Source organism: Allgaiera indica (genome assembly GCF_900106675.1).
Taxonomy (GTDB): Bacteria; Pseudomonadota; Alphaproteobacteria; order Rhodobacterales; family Rhodobacteraceae; genus Acidimangrovimonas; species Acidimangrovimonas indica.
Map to the genome: position 1 here is coordinate 162,350 of NZ_FNOB01000001.1, position 17,672 is coordinate 180,021.

Here is a 17,672-nt window from a genome sequence, read left to right on the forward strand (position 1 = left end):
GCGCTGGAAAGGGGGCCCGGATGCGCGACCGTCAGGCCAGCGCGTCCCAGATCAGCTTGGCCCCGGTCAGCACCAACAGCACATAGGTCAGGGCGAAAAACCATTTCTCGGGCACCATATGATGCGCCTTGACCCCGATCCAGGCACCGAGGACGGCGAAGGGGGCCAGCATCAGATCGCCCAGAACGGTCTGGTGGGTGAAGATGCCGAGATAGAGGAAGGGGAAGAATTTCAGGATGTTGATCACCCAGAATACGACCACAGTCGTAGCCTGGTAGGTGGTCTTTCCGATGCCGATCGAAAGCAGGTAGATCGCCGCGGGCGGGCCACCGGCGTTCGACACGAAGCTGGTGAAGCCGCCGATCACGCCCATGGCGACACCCAGGCCCCGACCCGACTTGCGCCGGCCCAGCCGCACCCAGCCGCGCGCCAGCACGAATTGCCAGGCGACAAAGGCCAGCGCCATCGAGCCGATCAGCAGCCGGAAGAATTCCGGATCGGCGATATGGTAGATCGCGGCCGCCAGCGCGATACCCGGCACCGCGCCGATCAGAAGGGCGCGCGCCGCGCCGCCGTCCCACTTGCGCCAATAGGGGCGCAGGTTGGTCACATCCATCAGCATCAAGAGCGGCAGCATCAGCCCCAGCGCCTGGCCGGGCGTCAGGATCAGCGCCAGAATCGGCGTCGCCGCAAAGGCCGCGCCAGAGCCGAACCCGCCTTTCGAGATGCCCGCGAACAGCACCGCCGGGATCGCCAGCGCGAAGAAGGTCAGGTCGAATACCATGACTGTGTCCTGCCTTTCACCCGCGCTAACCCCGCGCGCTGGCCGGATTTAGCGCAATCGCTTGGCCCCCGCCAGCCCGCCACCGCCCGGCACGACCCTGTCGCCGCAGCGCGGCACCCTTGCGCGTCCGGCCCGAAGGGACTACGCATCGCGCAAATTCAACCGATCCGGAGACCCTTCTCATGGCCAGACCCAAGATCGCCCTCATCGGCGCCGGTCAGATCGGCGGCACGCTCGCCCATCTCGCCGCGATCAAGGAACTCGGCGATGTCGTCCTGTTTGACATCGCCGAAGGCATTCCCCAGGGCAAGGCGCTCGACCTTGCCGAATCCGGTCCCGCGGAGGGGTTCGATGCCTCGCTGAAAGGCACCAACGACTACGCCGACATCGCGGGTGCCGATGTCTGCATCGTTACCGCCGGCGTGCCGCGCAAGCCGGGGATGAGCCGCGATGACCTGCTGGGCATTAACCTGAAGGTCATGAAATCGGTCGGCGAAGGCATCAAGGCGCATGCCCCGAACGCGTTCGTGATCTGCATCACCAACCCGCTCGACGCGATGGTCTGGGCGCTGCGCGAATTCTCGGGCCTGCCGCACAACAAGGTCTGCGGCATGGCCGGCGTGCTGGACAGCGCACGCTTCCGCCACTTCCTGTCGCTGGAATTCGGCGTCTCGATGCGCGACGTCACCGCCTTCGTGCTTGGCGGCCACGGCGACACCATGGTGCCGCTGCCGCGCTATTCCACCGTAGGCGGCATCACCCTGCCCGACCTGGTGGAAATGGGCTGGACCAGCCAGGAGAAACTGGACGCGATCATCCAGCGCACCCGTGACGGCGGCGCCGAGATCGTTGGCCTTCTGAAGACGGGTTCGGCCTTCTACGCCCCCGCCACCAGCGGCATCGAGATGGCCGAGGCCTACCTCAAGGACCAGAAGCGCGTGCTGCCTTGCGCCGCCTGGGTCGACGGCGCGCTGGGCCAGAACGGCATCTATGTGGGCGTGCCCACGGTGATCGGCGCCGGCGGAATCGAGAAGGTCATCGACATCAAGCTGGACAAGGAAGAGAAAGCCGCGTTCCAGAAATCGGTCGACGCCGTGAAGGGCCTGGTCGAAGCCTGCAAGAGCATCGACTCCTCGCTCTCCTGATGACGAGGCAGCCCCCGGCCAACGAAAACCCCGGCCGGGGGCATGCACTGCGCCGCACGGTCTTTCTGCATATCGGCAAGACCGGGGGCACCGCGTTGCGGGCGATGCTTCGCGCCCATTTTGCGCGGACCGGGCAGCGCCCGTTCGTGATCCTTCCCCATAGCGTGACGCTGGACCAGGCCGCGGCCCGGTATCCGCGCGCCGAGATCGGGTTCTTCATCCGCGATCCGCTTGATCGGCTGGTGTCGGGCTTTCTGTCGCGCCAACGGCGGGGCTGGCCGCGCCATGACATCCCCTGGACCGAGGACGAGGCCCGCGCATTCGCGGATTTCGACAGCCCCGATGCCCTGGGCCGCGCTCTGGCCGCGGACGATCCCCGTGCCCACGCCGCGCTGCAGGCCATACAGCACACGCGCGAAGGTCTGGCGCATTTCCTGGGCAGTCCCGAAACGCTGGACCATCTGGCGCCGCGGATCGGCTTCATCGGCCAGACCGAAAGGTTCGCGGCCGACATCGCGCGACTGAAGGCGCGCTTTGGGCTGGCGCACGATCTCGCCCCGCCCGAAGACGCCGTCGGCGCCCATCGCAACCCCGAACCGCAGCGTGCCCGGCTTTCGCCCGAGGCGGCGGCGGCGCTGCGCGGATGGCTGGCCGCGGATTACGCGGTGTACGCCTGGTGCCGATGCCGGCCGTGAGTCGTCCATGCGGCCGACTCGGCCGCGACACCCTGCCGCAGAGAGGGGCCGCATAGATATGTGATCACAGCTTCAAATTGCGTGATCACAAAGCCCCCTTTTTTTTCGCAAATCCGCGATTTCCTGTAGATATCCGTTTCTCCGCCCGCCGCGATGTGCCATGTCGGCTGAAATTTCTCAGAGACGGGACGAGTTCATGAACATCCATGAATACCAGGCCAAGGCCCTTCTGCGCGACTACGGCGCTCCGGTGTCGGACGGGCGCGTTGTGCTTCAATCCGATCAGGCCAAGACGGCGGCGGGCGAACTCGATGGACCGCTCTGGGTCGTGAAGGCGCAGATCCACGCCGGCGGGCGCGGCAAGGGCCACTTCAAGGAGGCCGAGGCGGGCGACAAGGGCGGCGTGCGGCTGGCCAAGTCGGTCGAAGAGGCCGAGGCGATGGCCAAGCAGATGCTGGGCCGCACCCTGGTCACCCACCAGACCGGCCCGGCCGGCAAGCAGGTGAACCGGATCTACATCGAGGCCGGCTCGGGCATCGAGCGCGAATTGTACCTTGCGCTGCTGGTGGACCGCCAGACCAGCCGCGTTTCCTTCGTCTGCTCGACCGAGGGCGGCATGGACATCGAGGATGTGGCCGCCAACACCCCCGAAAAGATCCTGTCGTTCAGCGTCGATCCCGCGACCGGCTACCAGGCCTTCCACGGCCGCCGCATCGCCTTTGCGCTGGGGCTGAAGGGTCCGCAGGTCAAGCAATGCGTCGCGTTGATGGGCACGCTCTACAAGCTGTTCCTCGACAAGGACATGGAGATGCTCGAGATCAACCCCCTGATCGTGGCCGAGGGCGGCGATCTGAAGGTGCTCGACGCAAAATTCGGCTTCGACGGCAACGCGCTTTACCGCCATGCCGACATCGCCGCGCTGCGCGACGAGACCGAGGAGGACCCCAAGGAACTGGCGGCGTCCAAGTATGACCTGAACTATGTCGCGCTGGACGGCGAAATCGGCTGCATGGTGAACGGCGCGGGCCTGGCGATGGCCACGATGGACATCATCAAGCTGTACGGGGCAGAGCCTGCGAACTTTCTCGACGTCGGCGGCGGCGCCACCAAGGAGAAGGTCACTGAGGCCTTCAAGATCATCACTTCGGACCCGAACGTGAAGGGCATCCTGGTGAACATCTTCGGCGGCATCATGCGCTGCGACATCATCGCCGAGGGCGTCATCGCCGCAGTGAAGGAAGTCGGGCTGAAGGTTCCGCTGGTGGTCCGCCTGGAAGGCACCAATGTCGAGAAGGGCAAGGAGATCATCCGCAATTCCGGCCTGAACGTGATCGCGGCCGACAACCTGTCGGATGCGGCCCAGAAGGTCGTCAAGGCGGTGAAGGGTTGAACCACGACGCCTGAGTCAAATACATCACGCGACTTGTCCTTTGGCACAGTGAAGCGAAGGCGGTGAACGGCAAGCGCCCGATCCGTGGTATGAGTGAGCATGGGTATGCCAAAGAGGAGAGTAACGGAATGAGGATACACCTTCCGAAAGCAGGACTGGCAGCCATTCTTGGCTGCGTGGCCCTGGCGGGCTGCGCCGACGGGATCCATGTCGAGGAACACACCTACAAGGGCACCCTGACCTGCCCGAACCTCGACCCCGTGGCTCAGAAATACATGCACGGCACGCCGAGTTCGCCGGTGCGTTGTGGTCCGCAGAAGGTGAACTACTGGGATCCGACGGTCACCACGACCGGCGGGCATTCGAAGCCCGCCGGCTGACCTGGATCCCCTCGCGGCGGCTGGCTGCGCCGTCGCGCCGACAGGCCATCCCCGCGCCCTAGGGCGGGCTGCGGCGGGGGATGTTTTGCAGCCGCAAGATTTACAGGCGCTTCGCGGCGCCCGACCCTAAGACCAAGCAGGAGGGCCAGATGGCCGTACTCGTCGACGAAAACACCCGCGTCATCTGCCAGGGCATCACCGGCAGCCAGGGGACCTTCCATTCCGAACAGGCGATCGCCTATGGCACCAAGATGGTCGGCGGCGTGACCCCGGGCAAGGGCGGCCAGACCCATCTGAATCTGCCGGTCTTCGACTCGGTTCACGAAGCCGTCGCCAAGACCGAGGCGAACGCCACCGTGATCTACGTCCCGCCGCCTTTCGCCGCGGATTCGATCCTGGAAGCCATCGACGCCGAGATCGAGCTGATCGTCTGCATCACCGAGGGCATCCCGGTGCTGGACATGATGAAGGTCAAGCGCGCGCTGAACGGGTCCAAGTCCACCCTGATCGGTCCGAACTGCCCGGGCGTCATCACCCCCGACGCCTGCAAGATCGGCATCATGCCCGGTCACATTCACAAGCGCGGCTCTGTCGGTGTTGTTTCGCGCTCGGGGACGCTTACCTATGAAGCCGTGAAACAGACGACGGATGTAGGCCTGGGCCAGTCCACCTGCGTCGGCATCGGCGGCGACCCGATCAAGGGCACCGAGCATATCGACGTGCTGGAATGGTTCCTGGCCGACGACGAGACCCAGTCGATCATCATGATCGGCGAAATCGGCGGCTCGGCCGAGGAAGAGGCGGCGCAGTTTCTGCGTGATGAGGCAAAGCGTGGCCGCAAGAAGCCGGTCGCGGGCTTCATCGCCGGCCGCACGGCGCCGAAGGGCCGGCGCATGGGCCATGCCGGCGCCATCGTTGCAGGTGGCAAGGGCGACGCGGAATCGAAGATCGAGGCCATGAAATCGGCCGGGATCGTCGTGGCCGACAGCCCGGCGGGCCTGGGCGAGGCAGTGTTGAAGGCGATCGGCTGACCCCGGCCGCCACGCGCAGAAGAGGGAGTTCCCCCGATGGGGTTCGCGCAGGCAATCAGGACGTGTTCGGGGAAGCATCGCTTCTTCGCGCGGCCTGACGCGCCCGCCCTGCTGCGGCGGCCCCCCCTTCGCGCCCAGCCGGACGACGCCGAGGCACCGCGTCCCGGCGCCCGGCTTGCGGGGCGCCCCCACCCTGCCCGGCGCCTCCGGTCCCTGCATCCGAACTCCTGCATTTTCCATTCCGGGGCACATCCCGCCCCCGGGCCGCTTCGGCGGCCTTTCCGGCGCTCGCAGCCCGGCCCCCTTCCCTACGGTCCAAACCCGCTCGAGGTAACATCATGACCGACCAATCCCCCAACGACCAATTCCGCGCCTCGTCGTTCCTCGACGGGGCGAATGCCGATTACATCGCCCAGCTCGAGGCCCGCTATGCCGCCGATCCGGCCAGCGTCGATGCCGCCTGGGCCGAATTCTTCGCCGCCGTCGGCGATGAGGCCCCCGCCGCGCGCAAGCAGGCCGCGGGCCCCAGCTGGGCGCGCGCCGACTGGCCGCCGGTTCCGACGGACGATCTTACCTCGGCGCTGACGGGCGAATGGCCCGCCGCGGCGGCCGAGATGAAGGACGCGGGCAAGAAGATCGCCAAGCAGGCCGAGAAATCCGGCGTCAGCCTGACCGACGATCAGGTCCAGCGCGCGGTGCTGGATTCGATCCGCGCGCTGATGCTGATCCGCGCCTATCGCATCCGCGGCCACCTGGCCGCCGACCTGGACCCGCTGGCGCGCAGCGAAACCACCCACTACCCCGAGCTGGACCCGAAATCCTATGGTTTCGCCGAGGCCGACATGGACCGGCCGATCTTCATCGACAACGTGCTGGGCATGCAGCTGGCCTCGATGCGGCAGATCCTGGAGATCGTGAAGCGCACCTATTGCGGCACCTTCGCGCTGCAATACATGCACATCTCGGACCCCGAGCAATCGAGCTGGCTGAAGGAGCGGATCGAGGGCTACGGCAAGGAGATCAGCTTTACCCGCGAGGGACGCCGGGCGATCCTGAACAAGCTGGTCGAGGCCGAGGGCTTCGAGAAGTTCCTGCATGTCAAGTACATGGGCACCAAGCGCTTCGGCCTGGACGGCGGTGAAAGCCTGATCCCGGCGATGGAGCAGATCATCAAGCGCGGCGGCGCGCTGGGGGTGAAGGAGATCGTCATCGGCATGCCCCACCGGGGCCGTCTGTCGGTGCTGGCCAACGTACTGGCCAAGCCCTACCGCGCGATCTTCAACGAATTCCAGGGCGGCAGCTTCAAGCCCGAGGACGTGGACGGGTCGGGCGACGTGAAATATCACCTCGGCGCCTCGTCGGATCGCACCTTCGACGACAACACCGTGCACCTGTCGCTGACCGCCAACCCCAGCCACCTGGAGGCGGTGAACCCCGTCGTTCTGGGCAAGGCACGCGCCAAGCAATCGCAGCTCAACGATGCCGAGCGCAGCCAAGTGCTGCCGGTGCTGCTGCATGGCGACGCGGCCTTCGCCGGCCAGGGTGTGGTGGCGGAATGCTTCGGCATGTCGGGGCTGGTGGGCCACCGCGCGGGCGGCACGATCCATCTGGTGGTGAACAACCAGATCGGCTTCACCACCGCGCCGCATTTCTCGCGCTCGTCGCCCTACCCGACCGATATCGCGCTGATGGTCGAGGCGCCGATCTTCCACGTCAACGGCGACGATCCCGAGGCCGTGGTTCATGCCGCCAAGGTGGCCACCGAGTTCCGCCAGAAGTTCCACAAGGACGTGGTGATCGACATCTTCTGCTACCGCCGCTTCGGTCACAACGAAGGCGACGAGCCGATGTTCACCAACCCGATCATGTACACCAAGATCAAGAAGCAGAAGACCACGCTTCAGCTTTATACCGAGCGTCTGGTGAAGGACGGGCTGATCCCCGAGGGCGAGATCGAGGACATGAAGGCCTCGTTCCAGGCCCATCTGAACGAGGAATTCGAGGCCGGCAAGGATTACAAGCCCAACAAGGCCGACTGGCTGGATGGCCGCTGGTCCGGGATCGACCGCGAGGGTGCCGAATACACCCCGGGCCAGACCGCGATTTCGCCCGACACGCTGGCCGAGGTCGGCGAGGCCCTGGTGCGGGTGCCGGAAGGCTTCAACCTGCACAAGACCGTGGGCCGGCTGCTGGAAGCAAAGCGCAAGATGTTCGAAACCGGCCAGGGCTTTGACTGGGCCACCGCCGAGGCGATCGCCTTCGGCAGCCTGACAACCGAGGGCTTCCCGGTCCGTCTGTCGGGCCAGGACTGCACCCGCGGTACCTTCAGCCAGCGGCATTCGGCCTTCTTCGATCAGCAGACGGAAGAGCGTTATTACCCGCTCAACCACATCCGTGAGGGTCAGGCGCGCTTCGAGGTGATCGACTCGATGCTGTCGGAATACGCGGTGCTGGGTTTCGAATACGGCTATTCGCTGGCCGAACCCAACGCGCTGACCCTGTGGGAAGCCCAGTTCGGCGACTTCGCCAACGGCGCGCAGATCATGTTCGACCAGTTCATCAGCTCGGGCGAACGCAAATGGCTGCGGATGTCGGGTCTGGTGATGCTGCTGCCGCACGGCTTCGAGGGCCAGGGACCGGAACATTCCTCGGCCCGGCTGGAGCGCTTCCTGCAGATGTGCGCCGAGGACAACTGGATCGTCGCGAACTGCACCACGCCGGCGAACTACTTCCACATCCTGCGCCGGCAGTTGCACCGCAGCTTCCGCAAGCCCTTGGTGCTGATGACGCCGAAATCGCTGCTGCGCCATCCGATGTGCATCTCGGACGCCGAGGATTTCACCACCGGTTCGCATTTCCACCGCGTGCTGTGGGACGACGCCGAAAAGGGCCATTCCGACACCAAGCTGGTGGCCGACAAGAAAATCAAGCGCGTGGTGATGTGTTCGGGCAAGGTCTATTTCGATCTGCTGGCCGAACGCGACGCGCGCGGCATCGACGACATTTACCTGATGCGGCTTGAGCAATTCTATCCCTTCCCGGCGCTGGCGCTGGTGAAGGAGCTGGAGCGCTTCAAGCAGGCGGAAATCGTCTGGTGCCAGGAAGAACCGAAGAACCAGGGCGGCTGGACCTTCATCGAGCCGAACATCGAATGGGTGCTGACCCGGATCGGGGCGAAACATTCGCGGCCCCGCTATGTCGGCCGTCAGGCCTCGGCCTCGCCGGCGACCGGTCTGGCCAGTCAGCACAAGAAACAGCAGGAAGCGCTCGTGAACGAAGCGCTGACGATCGAAGGATAAGAATATGGCAACGGAAGTGCGTGTTCCCACGCTGGGTGAAAGCGTCTCGGAAGCCACGGTCGCGACCTGGTTCAAGCAGCCGGGCGATGCGGTCGCGGTGGACGAGATGCTGTGCGAACTGGAAACCGACAAGGTCACCGTCGAGGTGCCCAGCCCGGTTTCCGGCATTCTCGACGAAATCGTCGCCAAGGAAGGCGAAACGGTCGGTGTGAACGCTCTGCTCGCGCAGGTCGCCGAAGAGGGCAAGGCCGGCGCGGAAGAGCCCCGGCCGCGCAAGACGGCGGATCAGGACACGATTGTTGCAGGCGGCGGAGAAGAGAGCAAGATGGTCGACGTGATGGTGCCCGCGTTGGGCGAAAGCGTATCCGAGGCGACGGTCGCCACCTGGTTCAAGAAGGAAGGTGAGGCGGTCGCACAGGACGAGATGCTGTGCGAGCTGGAGACCGACAAGGTCTCGGTCGAGGTGCCGGCGCCCGCCGCGGGCGTGATGGGCAAGATCCTGGTGGGCGAAGGCGAGACCGTCGCCGCAGGCTCGAAACTGGCCGAGATCTCGGCGGGCGCCTCTGCCGCCGCCTCGGCACCGGCACCGGCCGCGAAGGAAGAAGCGGCCCCCGCCCAGTCCGAGGCGCCCCGGAAGGATGTCGAGGACGCGCCCTCGGCCAAGAAGGCGATGGCCGATGCGGGTATCGGCCGCGATCAGGTGCAGGGGACCGGCCGCGACGGCCGTGTGATGAAGGACGACGTGGCGCGCGCCGTGGCCGCGGCTTCCGCGAGCACGACGAAGACCAGCGCCCCGGCCCCGGCGCCGCGCGCCGCGGTGCCCGCCGATGACGCCGCGCGCGAGGAGCGGGTCAAGATGACCCGACTGCGCCAGACCATCGCGCGGCGCCTGAAGGACGCGCAGAACACCGCCGCCATGCTGACGACCTATAACGAGGTCGACATGAAGGCGATCATGGATCTGCGCAACGAATACAAGGGCGTGTTCGAGAAGAAGCACGGGGTCAAGCTGGGCTTCATGTCGTTCTTCGTGAAGGCCTGCTGCCACGCGCTGGCCGAAGTCCCCGAAGTCAACGCCGAGATCGACGGCACCGACGTGGTCTACAAGAACTACGTCCACATGGGCGTGGCCGTGGGTACACCGCAGGGCCTGGTGGTGCCGGTGGTGCGCGACGCCGACCAGATGGGTTTCGCCGCGATCGAGAAGAAGATCGCCGAACTGGGCGCCCGCGCCCGTGACGGCAAGTTGTCGATGGCCGAGATGCAGGGCGGCTCCTTCACCATCTCGAACGGTGGCGTCTATGGTTCGCTGATGTCCTCGCCGATCCTGAACCCGCCGCAATCGGGGATCCTGGGGATGCACAAGATCCAGGAACGCCCGATGGTCGTCGGCGGCCAGATCGTGATCCGGCCGATGATGTATCTGGCGCTCAGCTACGATCACCGCGTGGTCGACGGCAAAGGCGCGGTGACCTTCCTGGTGCGGGTCAAGGAAGCGCTTGAGGATCCGCGCCGCCTGCTGATGGATCTGTAGTCCATACCCAAGCAATTCGGGCCCCGGCCAGGCGCCGGGGCCCGCCATTCAGGTTGAGCCATGACCCCTGAACTCAGCGCCCTTGCCGTCGCGATCTTGCTGCACGTCGCCCTTCAGGGCCTCTTTGCCGTCCGTGCCAATCGCGAACTCGGCCCGCGCTACACCACCGGCCCGCGCGACACCCTGCCCGAGCGCCCGCTGGGCAGCACCACCGCCCGCATCCAGCGCGCGACGGACAACTCGCTCGACAGCCTGATCCTGTTCGCGCCGGCGGCGTTGATGGTCGGCCTCAGCCACTACGGCGGCCCCATCACCGCGGCGGCGGCCTGGGTGTTCGTGGCGGCTCGGCTGCTTTATATTCCCGCCTATGCGCTGGGTCTGGCCCCCTGGCGTTCGGCGGTCTGGATGCTGGGACTTGCGGCGACAGTGGTTCTGGTCGTGGCCACGCTGGTGTGATCCCATGATCCTTCCGGGCGCAAACGGGCAAAGGGGGGCGTGGCCGACGGGCCGAAGGAAGGCTTGCCTGTCCGCACGCCGTGCGCGTCGGGGCTGGTGCTGTTATGCTGCCCCCGGTGCCATAGCCTGAAAGGAACGCTTCATGTTCACCGACGAACTCGGCATTCTCGCCCTCTACGGTCTTTTTGTCTGCCTCGTCCTGTTCTTGCAGGTCTCCGGCGCGGCGACGCAGTTCGACATGGGCTATCTGCTGTCCTCGCGCGATGAGAAGCGCACCCTCGAAGGGATGGTCGGCCGCATGGAGCGCGCGCTGAACAATTCGATCGTCGCGCTGGCACTGTTTGCCCCGCCGATCCTGATCCTGGCGCTGCGTCAGCATGGCGACGGCCTTAGCCTGGTCGGGGCCCAGATCTTCCTGATCGCGCGCATCCTGTATGTTCCGGCCTATGTGTTCAATCTGATCGGTCTGCGCACCCTGCTGTGGCTGGCGGGTTTTGCCTGCACCATCGGTCTTTACCTGCTGGCGCTATGATGCTGTCCAAGGCCCGCCCCCTCTGCCGTGCCATCCAGGCCCTCGCGCTGCTCGCGCTGCTTGCCAGCATCGGCGCGATGGGGCTTTTCGGCACGCCGCCCTTAGGGAGGGCCGGGGCGACGCTGCTGGCGTTGCTGGCGATCGCGCTGCTGGTGACGGCGGGCCTGGGGTTGCGCAGGCTTGCCGAATTGCGCGCCTACGCCGTGCCGGAATTCGAGGCCGCCCTGCTGCGGTCGATCATCGGCGGGATGATCTTTCTCGCGGCGGTCTATCACCTGTCCTGGGTCATGCGTACCTTCGCCATCATCCACGTCTCGTTGGACCGGTTGATGCCGCTTTGGGCGGACCATGTGCTGGGCCTCGCCCCAAGTGTTCTGATCGTGCTCGCGGCGGAACGGATCCTGCGCCACACCCCCGGCGCCGACGGATTCCGCACCGCCGGCAAATTGAAATCCTTCCGGCCACGCGCCGGACAGACAAAGAAGAAATCCAAAGGAGGCCTTCATGGCTAGCTATGATGTGATCGTGATCGGCGGTGGCCCGGGGGGCTATGTCTGTGCCATCCGCTGCGCCCAACTGGGGCTGAAAACCGCCTGCGTCGAGGGGCGCGACGCCCTGGGCGGCACCTGCCTGAACGTGGGCTGCATCCCCTCGAAGGCGTTGCTGCACGCCAGCCACATGCTGCACGAGGCCGAGCACAACTTTGCCACCCTCGGGCTGAAGGGCAAGGCGCCTAGTGTCGATTGGGCGCAGATGCTGTCCTACAAGGACGACACCATCGCCCAGAACACCAAGGGCATCGAATTCCTGTTCAAGAAGAACAAGATCGACTGGATCAAGGGCTGGGCCACGGTGCCCGCCGCGGGCAAGGTCAAGGTCGGCGACGAGACCCATGAGGCCAAGAACATCGTCATCGCCTCGGGGTCCGAACCCGCGCCGCTGCCGGGCGTCGAGGTCGACGAGAAGGTGATCGTCACCTCGACCGGCGCGCTGTCGCTTGCCAAGCCGCCGAAAACCATGGTGGTGATCGGCGGCGGCGTCATCGGGCTGGAACTGGGCTCGGTCTACGCGCGGCTTGGTGCCAAGGTGACGGTGGTCGAATTCCTCGACGCGATCGTGCCGGGCGCCGATGCCGAGGTCGCGCGCACCTTCCAGCGCATGCTGAAGAAGCAGGGGATCGAGATCGTCACCGGCGCAGCGGTGCAGACCGCCACGGTGGCGAAGGGCAAGGCCAAGGTCACCTACAAGCTGCGCAAGGACGACAGCGAGGCAACGCTTGACGCCGACGCGGTGCTGCTGGCCACCGGCCGCCGCCCCTATACCGAGGGGCTTGGCCTTGACGGGCTGGGCGTGGCGCTGACCAAGCGCGGCCAGATCGAGACCGACAAGCAGTGGCAGACCTCGGTCAAGGGCATCTACGCGATCGGCGACGTGATCGAAGGGCCGATGCTTGCCCACAAGGCCGAGGACGAGGGCATGGCGGTGGCCGAGGTGATCGCCGGCCAGCATGGGCATGTGAACTACTCGGTGATCCCAGGCGTGATCTACACCACCCCCGAGGTCGCCTGGGTCGGCCAGACCGAAGAGGCGCTGAAGGCCGAGGGCCGGGCGTTCAAGGCGGGCAAGTTCTCGTTCATGGGCAATGCGCGCGCCAAGGCGGTGCTGCACGGCGAAGGCTTCGTGAAGATCCTGTCGGACAAGGAAACCGACCGCATCCTGGGGGTTCACATCATCGGCCCCTCGGCGGGTGAGCTGATCCACGAGGCCTGCGTCGCGATGGAATTCGGCGCCGCCGCCGAAGACCTGGCGCGCACCTGCCACGCGCATCCGACCTTCTCGGAAGCGGTGCGCGAGGCCGCGCTTGCCTGCGGTGACGGCCCGATCCATTCGTGATCAACGGGGGGCGCGCGGCCGTCCGGGCGCCCCCACTGCCCCATTTGCGGGCGCCGCCCCCCCCCCGCGCCTCCGGCCGGCTGGGGCACCGGGGTACAACCGGCTTTCCCTTCGCCCCCGTTGTGCTTAAAGATCGCCCGGACTTAGGGGCAGGACATGACCGAGACATTCCGGATCACACTGGCGCAGCTTAACCCCACGGTCGGGGCGCTGGCCGCCAATGCAGAAAAGGCCTATGCGGCCTGGGCGCGGGGCCGCGACGCCGGCAGCGATTTCGTCGCGCTGCCCGAGATGTTCCTGACCGGCTACCAGACCCAGGACCTGGTGCGCCGCCCCGCCTTCCAACGCGATGCGATCTGCGCCCTGGACGCCCTGGCCGAACGCTGCGCCGATGGCCCGCCGCTTGGCATCGGCGCCCCCTGGGTCGAGGGCGCGGCGCTTTACAATGCCTATCTCGTCTTGCAGGGCGGCAAGATGATTGCGCGGATGCTCAAGCACGAATTGCCCAACGACGATGTCTTCGACGAGGTTCGCCTGTTCACCTCCGGCCCGATATCGGGGCCGGTGCGGATAGGACCGCTGCGGCTGGGCATCCCGGTCTGCGAGGACGCCTGGCACCCCGACGTGGCCGAGACCCTGGCCGAAACCGGGGCCGAGGTGCTGTTCGTGCCCAACGGATCGCCCTATCGGCGCGGCAAACGCGATTTGCGGTTGAACGTGACGGTGGCACGGGTGGTCGAGACCGGGCTGCCGCTGATCTACCTCAACACCGTGGGCGGGCAGGACGATCAGGTCTTCGACGGTGCCAGTTTCGCTCTGAACCCGGGCGGCGAACTGGCGATGCAACTCGCGCCCTTCGAGGAGGTGATCGAGGAGATCACGCTGAAGCACGGGCCGGAGGGCTGGCGCGTGGCGCAGGCGCCCGAGGTCGCGCTGCCCGACGAATGGGAACAGGACTACCACGCCATGGTGCTGTCCTTGCGCGATTATCTGGGAAAGTCTGGCTTTTCCTCTGTGGTGCTGGGCCTGTCGGGGGGCATCGATTCCGCGCTGGTGGCGACGATCGCCGCTGATGCGGTGGGGCCAAAGAACGTGCATTGCGTGATGCTGCCGTCTGAATTCACCTCGCAGGGCTCGCTGGACGATGCGGCCGCGGTGGCGGGGGCGCTGGGCTGCCGGCTGGACACGGTGCATATCGAGGCCGCGCGCGGCGCCGTGGGCGAGGCGCTGGCGCATCTGTTTCAGGGCACCCGCCCCGACGTGACCGAGGAAAACATCCAGTCACGCCTGCGCGGACTGATGCTGATGGCGCTGTCGAACAAGTTCGGAGAGATGCTGCTGACCACCGGCAACAAATCCGAAATGGCGGTGGGCTATGCCACGATCTATGGCGACATGGCCGGCGGCTACAACCCGATCAAGGACCTTTACAAGACCCGGGTGTTTCAGACCTGCCGCTGGCGCAACGCCAACCACCGCCCCTGGATGATGGGCCCGGCCGGCGAGGTGATCGCGCCGCGCATCATCGACAAGCCGCCCTCGGCCGAGCTGCGCGCCGAGCAGAAAGACGAAGACAGTCTGCCGCCCTACGAGGTGCTGGATGCCATCCTAGAGCGGCTGATCGAGGGCCAGCAATCCATCGCCGAAATCGTCGAGGCGGGATTTGATCGTGCGACCGTCGAGCGCGTCGAGCATCTGCTTTATATCAGCGAGTGGAAGCGGTTCCAGTCGGCGCCCGGCACGCGGCTGTCGACCATGGCCTTCTGGCTGGATCGGCGCTACCCGATCGTCAACCGATGGCGTGATCGTGGATAGGGCAAGTTCCGTGCATCAGCGCACATAAGCCGCGCGATCTTTTGCAGTTTACCACAGAGGCGCACGATATAGTTTCCTTAGGGACAGCCCCGCATAGGAGATGCATCATGTCCGCAGTGAAACTTGCGATCATCTATTACTCGACCTACGGCACCAACCACCAGATGGCCGAAATCGCCGCCGAGGCGGCCCGCGCGGCCGGCGCCGAAGTGCGGCTTCTGAAAGTCGCCGAGACCGCGCCGAAGGAGGTCGTGGCCGGCCAGGATGCCTGGGCCGCGCATGCCGAGAAGACCTCGGATGTCCCGACTGTCAGCCATGACGACATGGTATGGGCTGATGCCTATCTGTTCTCGGCCCCCACCCGCTACGGTTCGGCGCCGTCGCAGCTGCGCGCCTTCATCGATACGCTGGGCCCGCTTTGGCAGCAGGGCAAGCTGGCGAACAAGGCGGTCAGCGCGATGACCTCGGCCTCGACCCCCCATGGCGGGCAGGAGGCGACGACGCTGGGTCTTTACACCAGCTTCATGCATTGGGGCGCGCTGATCGTGGCGCCGGGATACACGCATGAGAAGATCTTCGTGACCGGCAACCCCTATGGCTACAGCCACAAGCAGGGCGACGCCTTCGATGACACCGCGAAGACGGTGATCGGCCATCAGGCGAAGCGTCTGGTCGAGGTGGCGGGCAAGCTGACGGCCTGACTTACGGCCTGACGCGGGCATCTCTTGCGTGATCCGCGCCCCGGCCCCGGTCGGGGCGTGCGGCTATTGCGGCAGCAGCAATTCGCCCAGGGTCAGGGCCATGACGCGGGCCGCGTCCATCATGTCTTCGACCCCGATCCATTCATCCGGCTGATGCGCCAGATCCAGGATCCCCGGCCCATAGGCGATGCAGTTCTTCAGCTTGCCGATCCGGTCGATATGCTTCTGATCGTAGGTCCCGGGCGAGACGACATAGCCCGCCTCGCGGTCCAGCACCGTCTGGATCGCGCGCGCCACCGAACGCACCACCGGCGCCTCGCGATCGGTCATCGAGGGGACCACCTCGAACAGGTCGCGGAGGTCGTATTCGAACGTCGGCCGCTTTGCCTTCACCCGTTCCAGCAGGCGGGTGATCTCGGCCTTCACCTCGTCCAGATCCTCCTCGATCAGGAAGCGCCGGTCGATCACGATGCGGCAGCGGTCGGCGACGCAGGCCGACGGGAAGCCGGTGTAATCGGCCTCCTGCTCGGGCTCTCCGCCGTGGATCGAGTTGATGTTCAAGGTCGATTGCCGCGCGCCCTCGGGGATTACCGGCATCGCGGTGTGCTTGGTGGCAAGCAGCGGGTAAAGGACCTCTTCGATCTCTTCCAGCACCGCGCCCATGTGGCGGATCGCGCTGTCGCCCAGAAAGGGCATCGAGCCATGGGCGATGCGGCCCTTGGTCTCGATCTCGGCCCACCAGACGCCACGGTGACCCAGGCAGATGCTGTCCTTGTGCAGGGGTTCGGGGATGATGACGTGCTGCACGCGATCGGGCGCGAAGAAGCCCTGTTCGGCCAGATAGGCGACGCCACCGAAACCGCCAGATTCCTCATCCGCGGTAGCCGAGATCTCGATCGCGCCGGCGTGGTCGGGATGGGCGGCGATGAACGCCTCGGCCGCGATGATCGAGGCGGCGATGCCGCCCTTCATGTCGCAGGTGCCGCGGCCATAGATGCGGTCGCCGTCCAGTTCCGCGCCAAAGGGATCGCGGGTCCAGCCGTGGCCGACCTCGACCACGTCGTGATGGCCGTTGAAATGCACGCAATCGCCGGGGCGCGTGCCCTCGCGCCGGGCGATCAGGTTCCAGCGGGGGTATTTGTCGCTGTCAGCCGGCGCGCCCTTTGCCCGGATCATCTGGCAGTCGAACCCGCGCGCGCCTAGGTAGCGGTCGAGATAGGCGCAGATATCATGATAGTGGCGCCCCGGCGGGTTGAGCGTTGGGATGCGCACGAGATCCTGCGTCAGCGCGACCAGCGCGTCGCGGCGGCGTTCCAGTTCCCGGTAGAGGCGATCATCTTGCGGCATGCGCAAAGCCTATTGCGGCCCGAGGGACACCGCAATGGGGGTTGCGTCATGGTGGACTGCGTCGTCGCCCGGCAAGGGCGCTTTCCCGCCCGCGGCGATGCGGGGGCGTTTCAAGGTTTGGTCACGATGTAAGGCGTGTCGAACCAATGTTCCTGAAGGTTCGCGCCCTCGCCGATACGGTCGACCACGGCGAAAAGACCGGGGGCGTGCAGCGGTGTCAGCACGCCATGCCAGGTGCCGCGGTGCAGGTTGATCGCCTGTCCGGGCGCGGTCAGGAAAGCGCGCGGCATCGCCGGCACCCCGTCCGCGTCCGGCGCGACGACCACCAGAAAGGGATGTTCGTGCATCGGCAGGAAGGCCTGGCTGCCCTCGGGGTGGCGCTCGACCATCTGCAGGCTGTAGGGCAGGCTGCGCGGCTCGGCCCGGAACAGGCTGATCCCGGCGCGTCCGCCGGAGCCGAAATCAAGCCGCGCCCGGTCGTGCCAGCGCCCGCAAAGTCCCTGATTGATAATCTTGTCGGGTGCGCCCGACGCGTCGAGCACATCGCCAAAGGGGGCGAAGGCGGCGGCGGTGAGCGGTTCGGGCGTGAGCGTGCGGGTCATGCGCCGGCGGCGGGGGGCTGTCTGCCCCCCGCACCCCCCGAGAGTATTTTTGCCAAGATGAAAGTGCG

Annotated in this window: 16 protein-coding genes; 13 read left to right on the forward strand and 3 right to left on the reverse strand. The window is 66.1% G+C overall.

The genetic code is table 11. The annotated features are described in order from the left end of the window. Nucleotides 1-31: 31 nt before the first annotated feature. The gene (locus tag BLV97_RS00740; RefSeq protein WP_035845941.1) at nucleotides 32-784 is read right to left on the reverse strand and encodes a sulfite exporter TauE/SafE family protein; all 753 of its coding nucleotides are present in this window, start codon (nucleotides 782-784) and stop codon (nucleotides 32-34) included. A 182-nt stretch (nucleotides 785-966) separates the two neighbouring features. On the opposite strand from BLV97_RS00740, the gene mdh reads away from it, so the two are divergent. The 13 genes from mdh (at nucleotide 967) to wrbA (ending at nucleotide 15,655) form a co-directional block, all read left to right on the forward strand. Further along, the gene (gene mdh, locus BLV97_RS00745) at nucleotides 967-1,929 is read left to right on the forward strand and encodes a malate dehydrogenase (RefSeq protein ID WP_035845939.1); all 963 of its coding nucleotides are present in this window, start codon (nucleotides 967-969) and stop codon (nucleotides 1,927-1,929) included. Continuing rightward, nucleotides 1,929-2,624 carry a sulfotransferase family protein gene (locus tag BLV97_RS00750; protein WP_051646272.1) on the forward strand — a complete coding sequence of 232 codons (696 nt, stop codon included), beginning with the start codon at nucleotides 1,929-1,931 and terminating at the stop codon, nucleotides 2,622-2,624. The genes mdh and BLV97_RS00750 overlap by 1 nt, the downstream gene beginning before the upstream one ends. A gap of 196 nt (nucleotides 2,625-2,820) precedes the next feature. Next, nucleotides 2,821-4,014, forward strand: a complete 1,194-nt coding sequence (sucC, locus tag BLV97_RS00755; protein ID WP_035845937.1) for an ADP-forming succinate--CoA ligase subunit beta — start codon at nucleotides 2,821-2,823, stop codon at nucleotides 4,012-4,014. Between the two features lie 128 nt (nucleotides 4,015-4,142). Continuing rightward, nucleotides 4,143-4,394 carry a hypothetical protein gene (locus BLV97_RS00760; RefSeq protein ID WP_143037466.1) on the forward strand — a complete coding sequence of 84 codons (252 nt, stop codon included), beginning with the start codon at nucleotides 4,143-4,145 and terminating at the stop codon, nucleotides 4,392-4,394. Nucleotides 4,395-4,543: 149 nt separating this feature from the next. Continuing rightward, a complete protein-coding gene (gene sucD / locus BLV97_RS00765; RefSeq protein ID WP_035845955.1) occupies nucleotides 4,544-5,425 on the forward strand; it encodes a succinate--CoA ligase subunit alpha in 882 nt (293 codons plus the stop codon). A gap of 338 nt (nucleotides 5,426-5,763) precedes the next feature. Continuing rightward, the gene (locus BLV97_RS00770) at nucleotides 5,764-8,724 is read left to right on the forward strand and encodes a 2-oxoglutarate dehydrogenase E1 component (RefSeq protein WP_092163902.1); all 2,961 of its coding nucleotides are present in this window, start codon (nucleotides 5,764-5,766) and stop codon (nucleotides 8,722-8,724) included. A gap of 4 nt (nucleotides 8,725-8,728) precedes the next feature. Beyond that, nucleotides 8,729-10,258, forward strand: a complete 1,530-nt coding sequence (gene odhB / locus BLV97_RS00775) for a 2-oxoglutarate dehydrogenase complex dihydrolipoyllysine-residue succinyltransferase (protein WP_035845932.1) — start codon at nucleotides 8,729-8,731, stop codon at nucleotides 10,256-10,258. Between the two features lie 60 nt (nucleotides 10,259-10,318). Continuing rightward, complete coding sequence (locus BLV97_RS00780; RefSeq protein WP_035845930.1) at nucleotides 10,319-10,714, forward strand: MAPEG family protein; 396 nt, start codon at nucleotides 10,319-10,321, stop codon at nucleotides 10,712-10,714. A gap of 142 nt (nucleotides 10,715-10,856) precedes the next feature. Then, a complete protein-coding gene (locus BLV97_RS00785) occupies nucleotides 10,857-11,246 on the forward strand; it encodes an MAPEG family protein (protein WP_035845928.1) in 390 nt (129 codons plus the stop codon). Continuing rightward, complete coding sequence (locus BLV97_RS00790) at nucleotides 11,243-11,758, forward strand: hypothetical protein (RefSeq protein ID WP_035845926.1); 516 nt, start codon at nucleotides 11,243-11,245, stop codon at nucleotides 11,756-11,758. Before BLV97_RS00785 ends, BLV97_RS00790 begins: the two co-directional genes overlap by 4 nt. Then, nucleotides 11,751-13,139 carry a dihydrolipoyl dehydrogenase gene (gene lpdA / locus BLV97_RS00795; protein ID WP_035845923.1) on the forward strand — a complete coding sequence of 463 codons (1,389 nt, stop codon included), beginning with the start codon at nucleotides 11,751-11,753 and terminating at the stop codon, nucleotides 13,137-13,139. Before BLV97_RS00790 ends, lpdA begins: the two co-directional genes overlap by 8 nt. Before the next feature lie 156 nt (nucleotides 13,140-13,295). After that, on the forward strand, nucleotides 13,296-14,954 hold the full coding sequence (locus BLV97_RS00800) for an NAD+ synthase (protein WP_035845921.1): 1,659 nt from the start codon (nucleotides 13,296-13,298) through the stop codon (nucleotides 14,952-14,954). 107 nt (nucleotides 14,955-15,061) lie between these two features. Next, complete coding sequence (gene wrbA, locus BLV97_RS00805; RefSeq protein WP_035845919.1) at nucleotides 15,062-15,655, forward strand: NAD(P)H:quinone oxidoreductase type IV; 594 nt, start codon at nucleotides 15,062-15,064, stop codon at nucleotides 15,653-15,655. A gap of 63 nt (nucleotides 15,656-15,718) precedes the next feature. Here the strand turns inward: wrbA and BLV97_RS00810 are convergent, their stop codons facing one another. Next, nucleotides 15,719-17,002: an acetylornithine deacetylase/succinyl-diaminopimelate desuccinylase family protein gene (locus tag BLV97_RS00810; protein WP_035845917.1), complete on the reverse strand. Its 1,284-nt coding sequence runs from the start codon at nucleotides 17,000-17,002 to the stop codon at nucleotides 15,719-15,721. Between the two features lie 110 nt (nucleotides 17,003-17,112). Next, on the reverse strand, nucleotides 17,113-17,604 hold the full coding sequence (locus BLV97_RS00815) for an ureidoglycolate lyase (RefSeq protein ID WP_035845915.1): 492 nt from the start codon (nucleotides 17,602-17,604) through the stop codon (nucleotides 17,113-17,115). Nucleotides 17,605-17,672 lie beyond the last annotated feature (68 nt).

What these genes read in the sequence shown, in the direction of transcription:
- odhB (WP_035845932.1), top strand. Translation starts at nt 8,729, where the DNA reads ATGGCAACGGAAGTGCGTGTTCCCACGCTGGGTGAAAGCGTCTCGGAA.
- BLV97_RS00780 (WP_035845930.1), top strand. Translation starts at nt 10,319, where the DNA reads ATGACCCCTGAACTCAGCGCCCTTGCCGTCGCGATCTTGCTGCACGTC.
- lpdA (WP_035845923.1), top strand. Translation starts at nt 11,751, where the DNA reads ATGGCTAGCTATGATGTGATCGTGATCGGCGGTGGCCCGGGGGGCTAT.
- sucC (WP_035845937.1), top strand. Translation starts at nt 2,821, where the DNA reads ATGAACATCCATGAATACCAGGCCAAGGCCCTTCTGCGCGACTACGGC.
- BLV97_RS00790 (WP_035845926.1), top strand. Translation starts at nt 11,243, where the DNA reads ATGATGCTGTCCAAGGCCCGCCCCCTCTGCCGTGCCATCCAGGCCCTC.
- BLV97_RS00785 (WP_035845928.1), top strand. Translation starts at nt 10,857, where the DNA reads ATGTTCACCGACGAACTCGGCATTCTCGCCCTCTACGGTCTTTTTGTC.
- BLV97_RS00770 (WP_092163902.1), top strand. Translation starts at nt 5,764, where the DNA reads ATGACCGACCAATCCCCCAACGACCAATTCCGCGCCTCGTCGTTCCTC.
- BLV97_RS00760 (WP_143037466.1), top strand. Translation starts at nt 4,143, where the DNA reads ATGAGGATACACCTTCCGAAAGCAGGACTGGCAGCCATTCTTGGCTGC.
- BLV97_RS00740 (WP_035845941.1), bottom strand. Translation starts at nt 784, where the DNA reads ATGGTATTCGACCTGACCTTCTTCGCGCTGGCGATCCCGGCGGTGCTG.
- BLV97_RS00800 (WP_035845921.1), top strand. Translation starts at nt 13,296, where the DNA reads ATGACCGAGACATTCCGGATCACACTGGCGCAGCTTAACCCCACGGTC.
- BLV97_RS00815 (WP_035845915.1), bottom strand. Translation starts at nt 17,604, where the DNA reads ATGACCCGCACGCTCACGCCCGAACCGCTCACCGCCGCCGCCTTCGCC.
- mdh (WP_035845939.1), top strand. Translation starts at nt 967, where the DNA reads ATGGCCAGACCCAAGATCGCCCTCATCGGCGCCGGTCAGATCGGCGGC.
- BLV97_RS00750 (WP_051646272.1), top strand. Translation starts at nt 1,929, where the DNA reads ATGACGAGGCAGCCCCCGGCCAACGAAAACCCCGGCCGGGGGCATGCA.
- sucD (WP_035845955.1), top strand. Translation starts at nt 4,544, where the DNA reads ATGGCCGTACTCGTCGACGAAAACACCCGCGTCATCTGCCAGGGCATC.
- wrbA (WP_035845919.1), top strand. Translation starts at nt 15,062, where the DNA reads ATGTCCGCAGTGAAACTTGCGATCATCTATTACTCGACCTACGGCACC.
- BLV97_RS00810 (WP_035845917.1), bottom strand. Translation starts at nt 17,002, where the DNA reads ATGCCGCAAGATGATCGCCTCTACCGGGAACTGGAACGCCGCCGCGAC.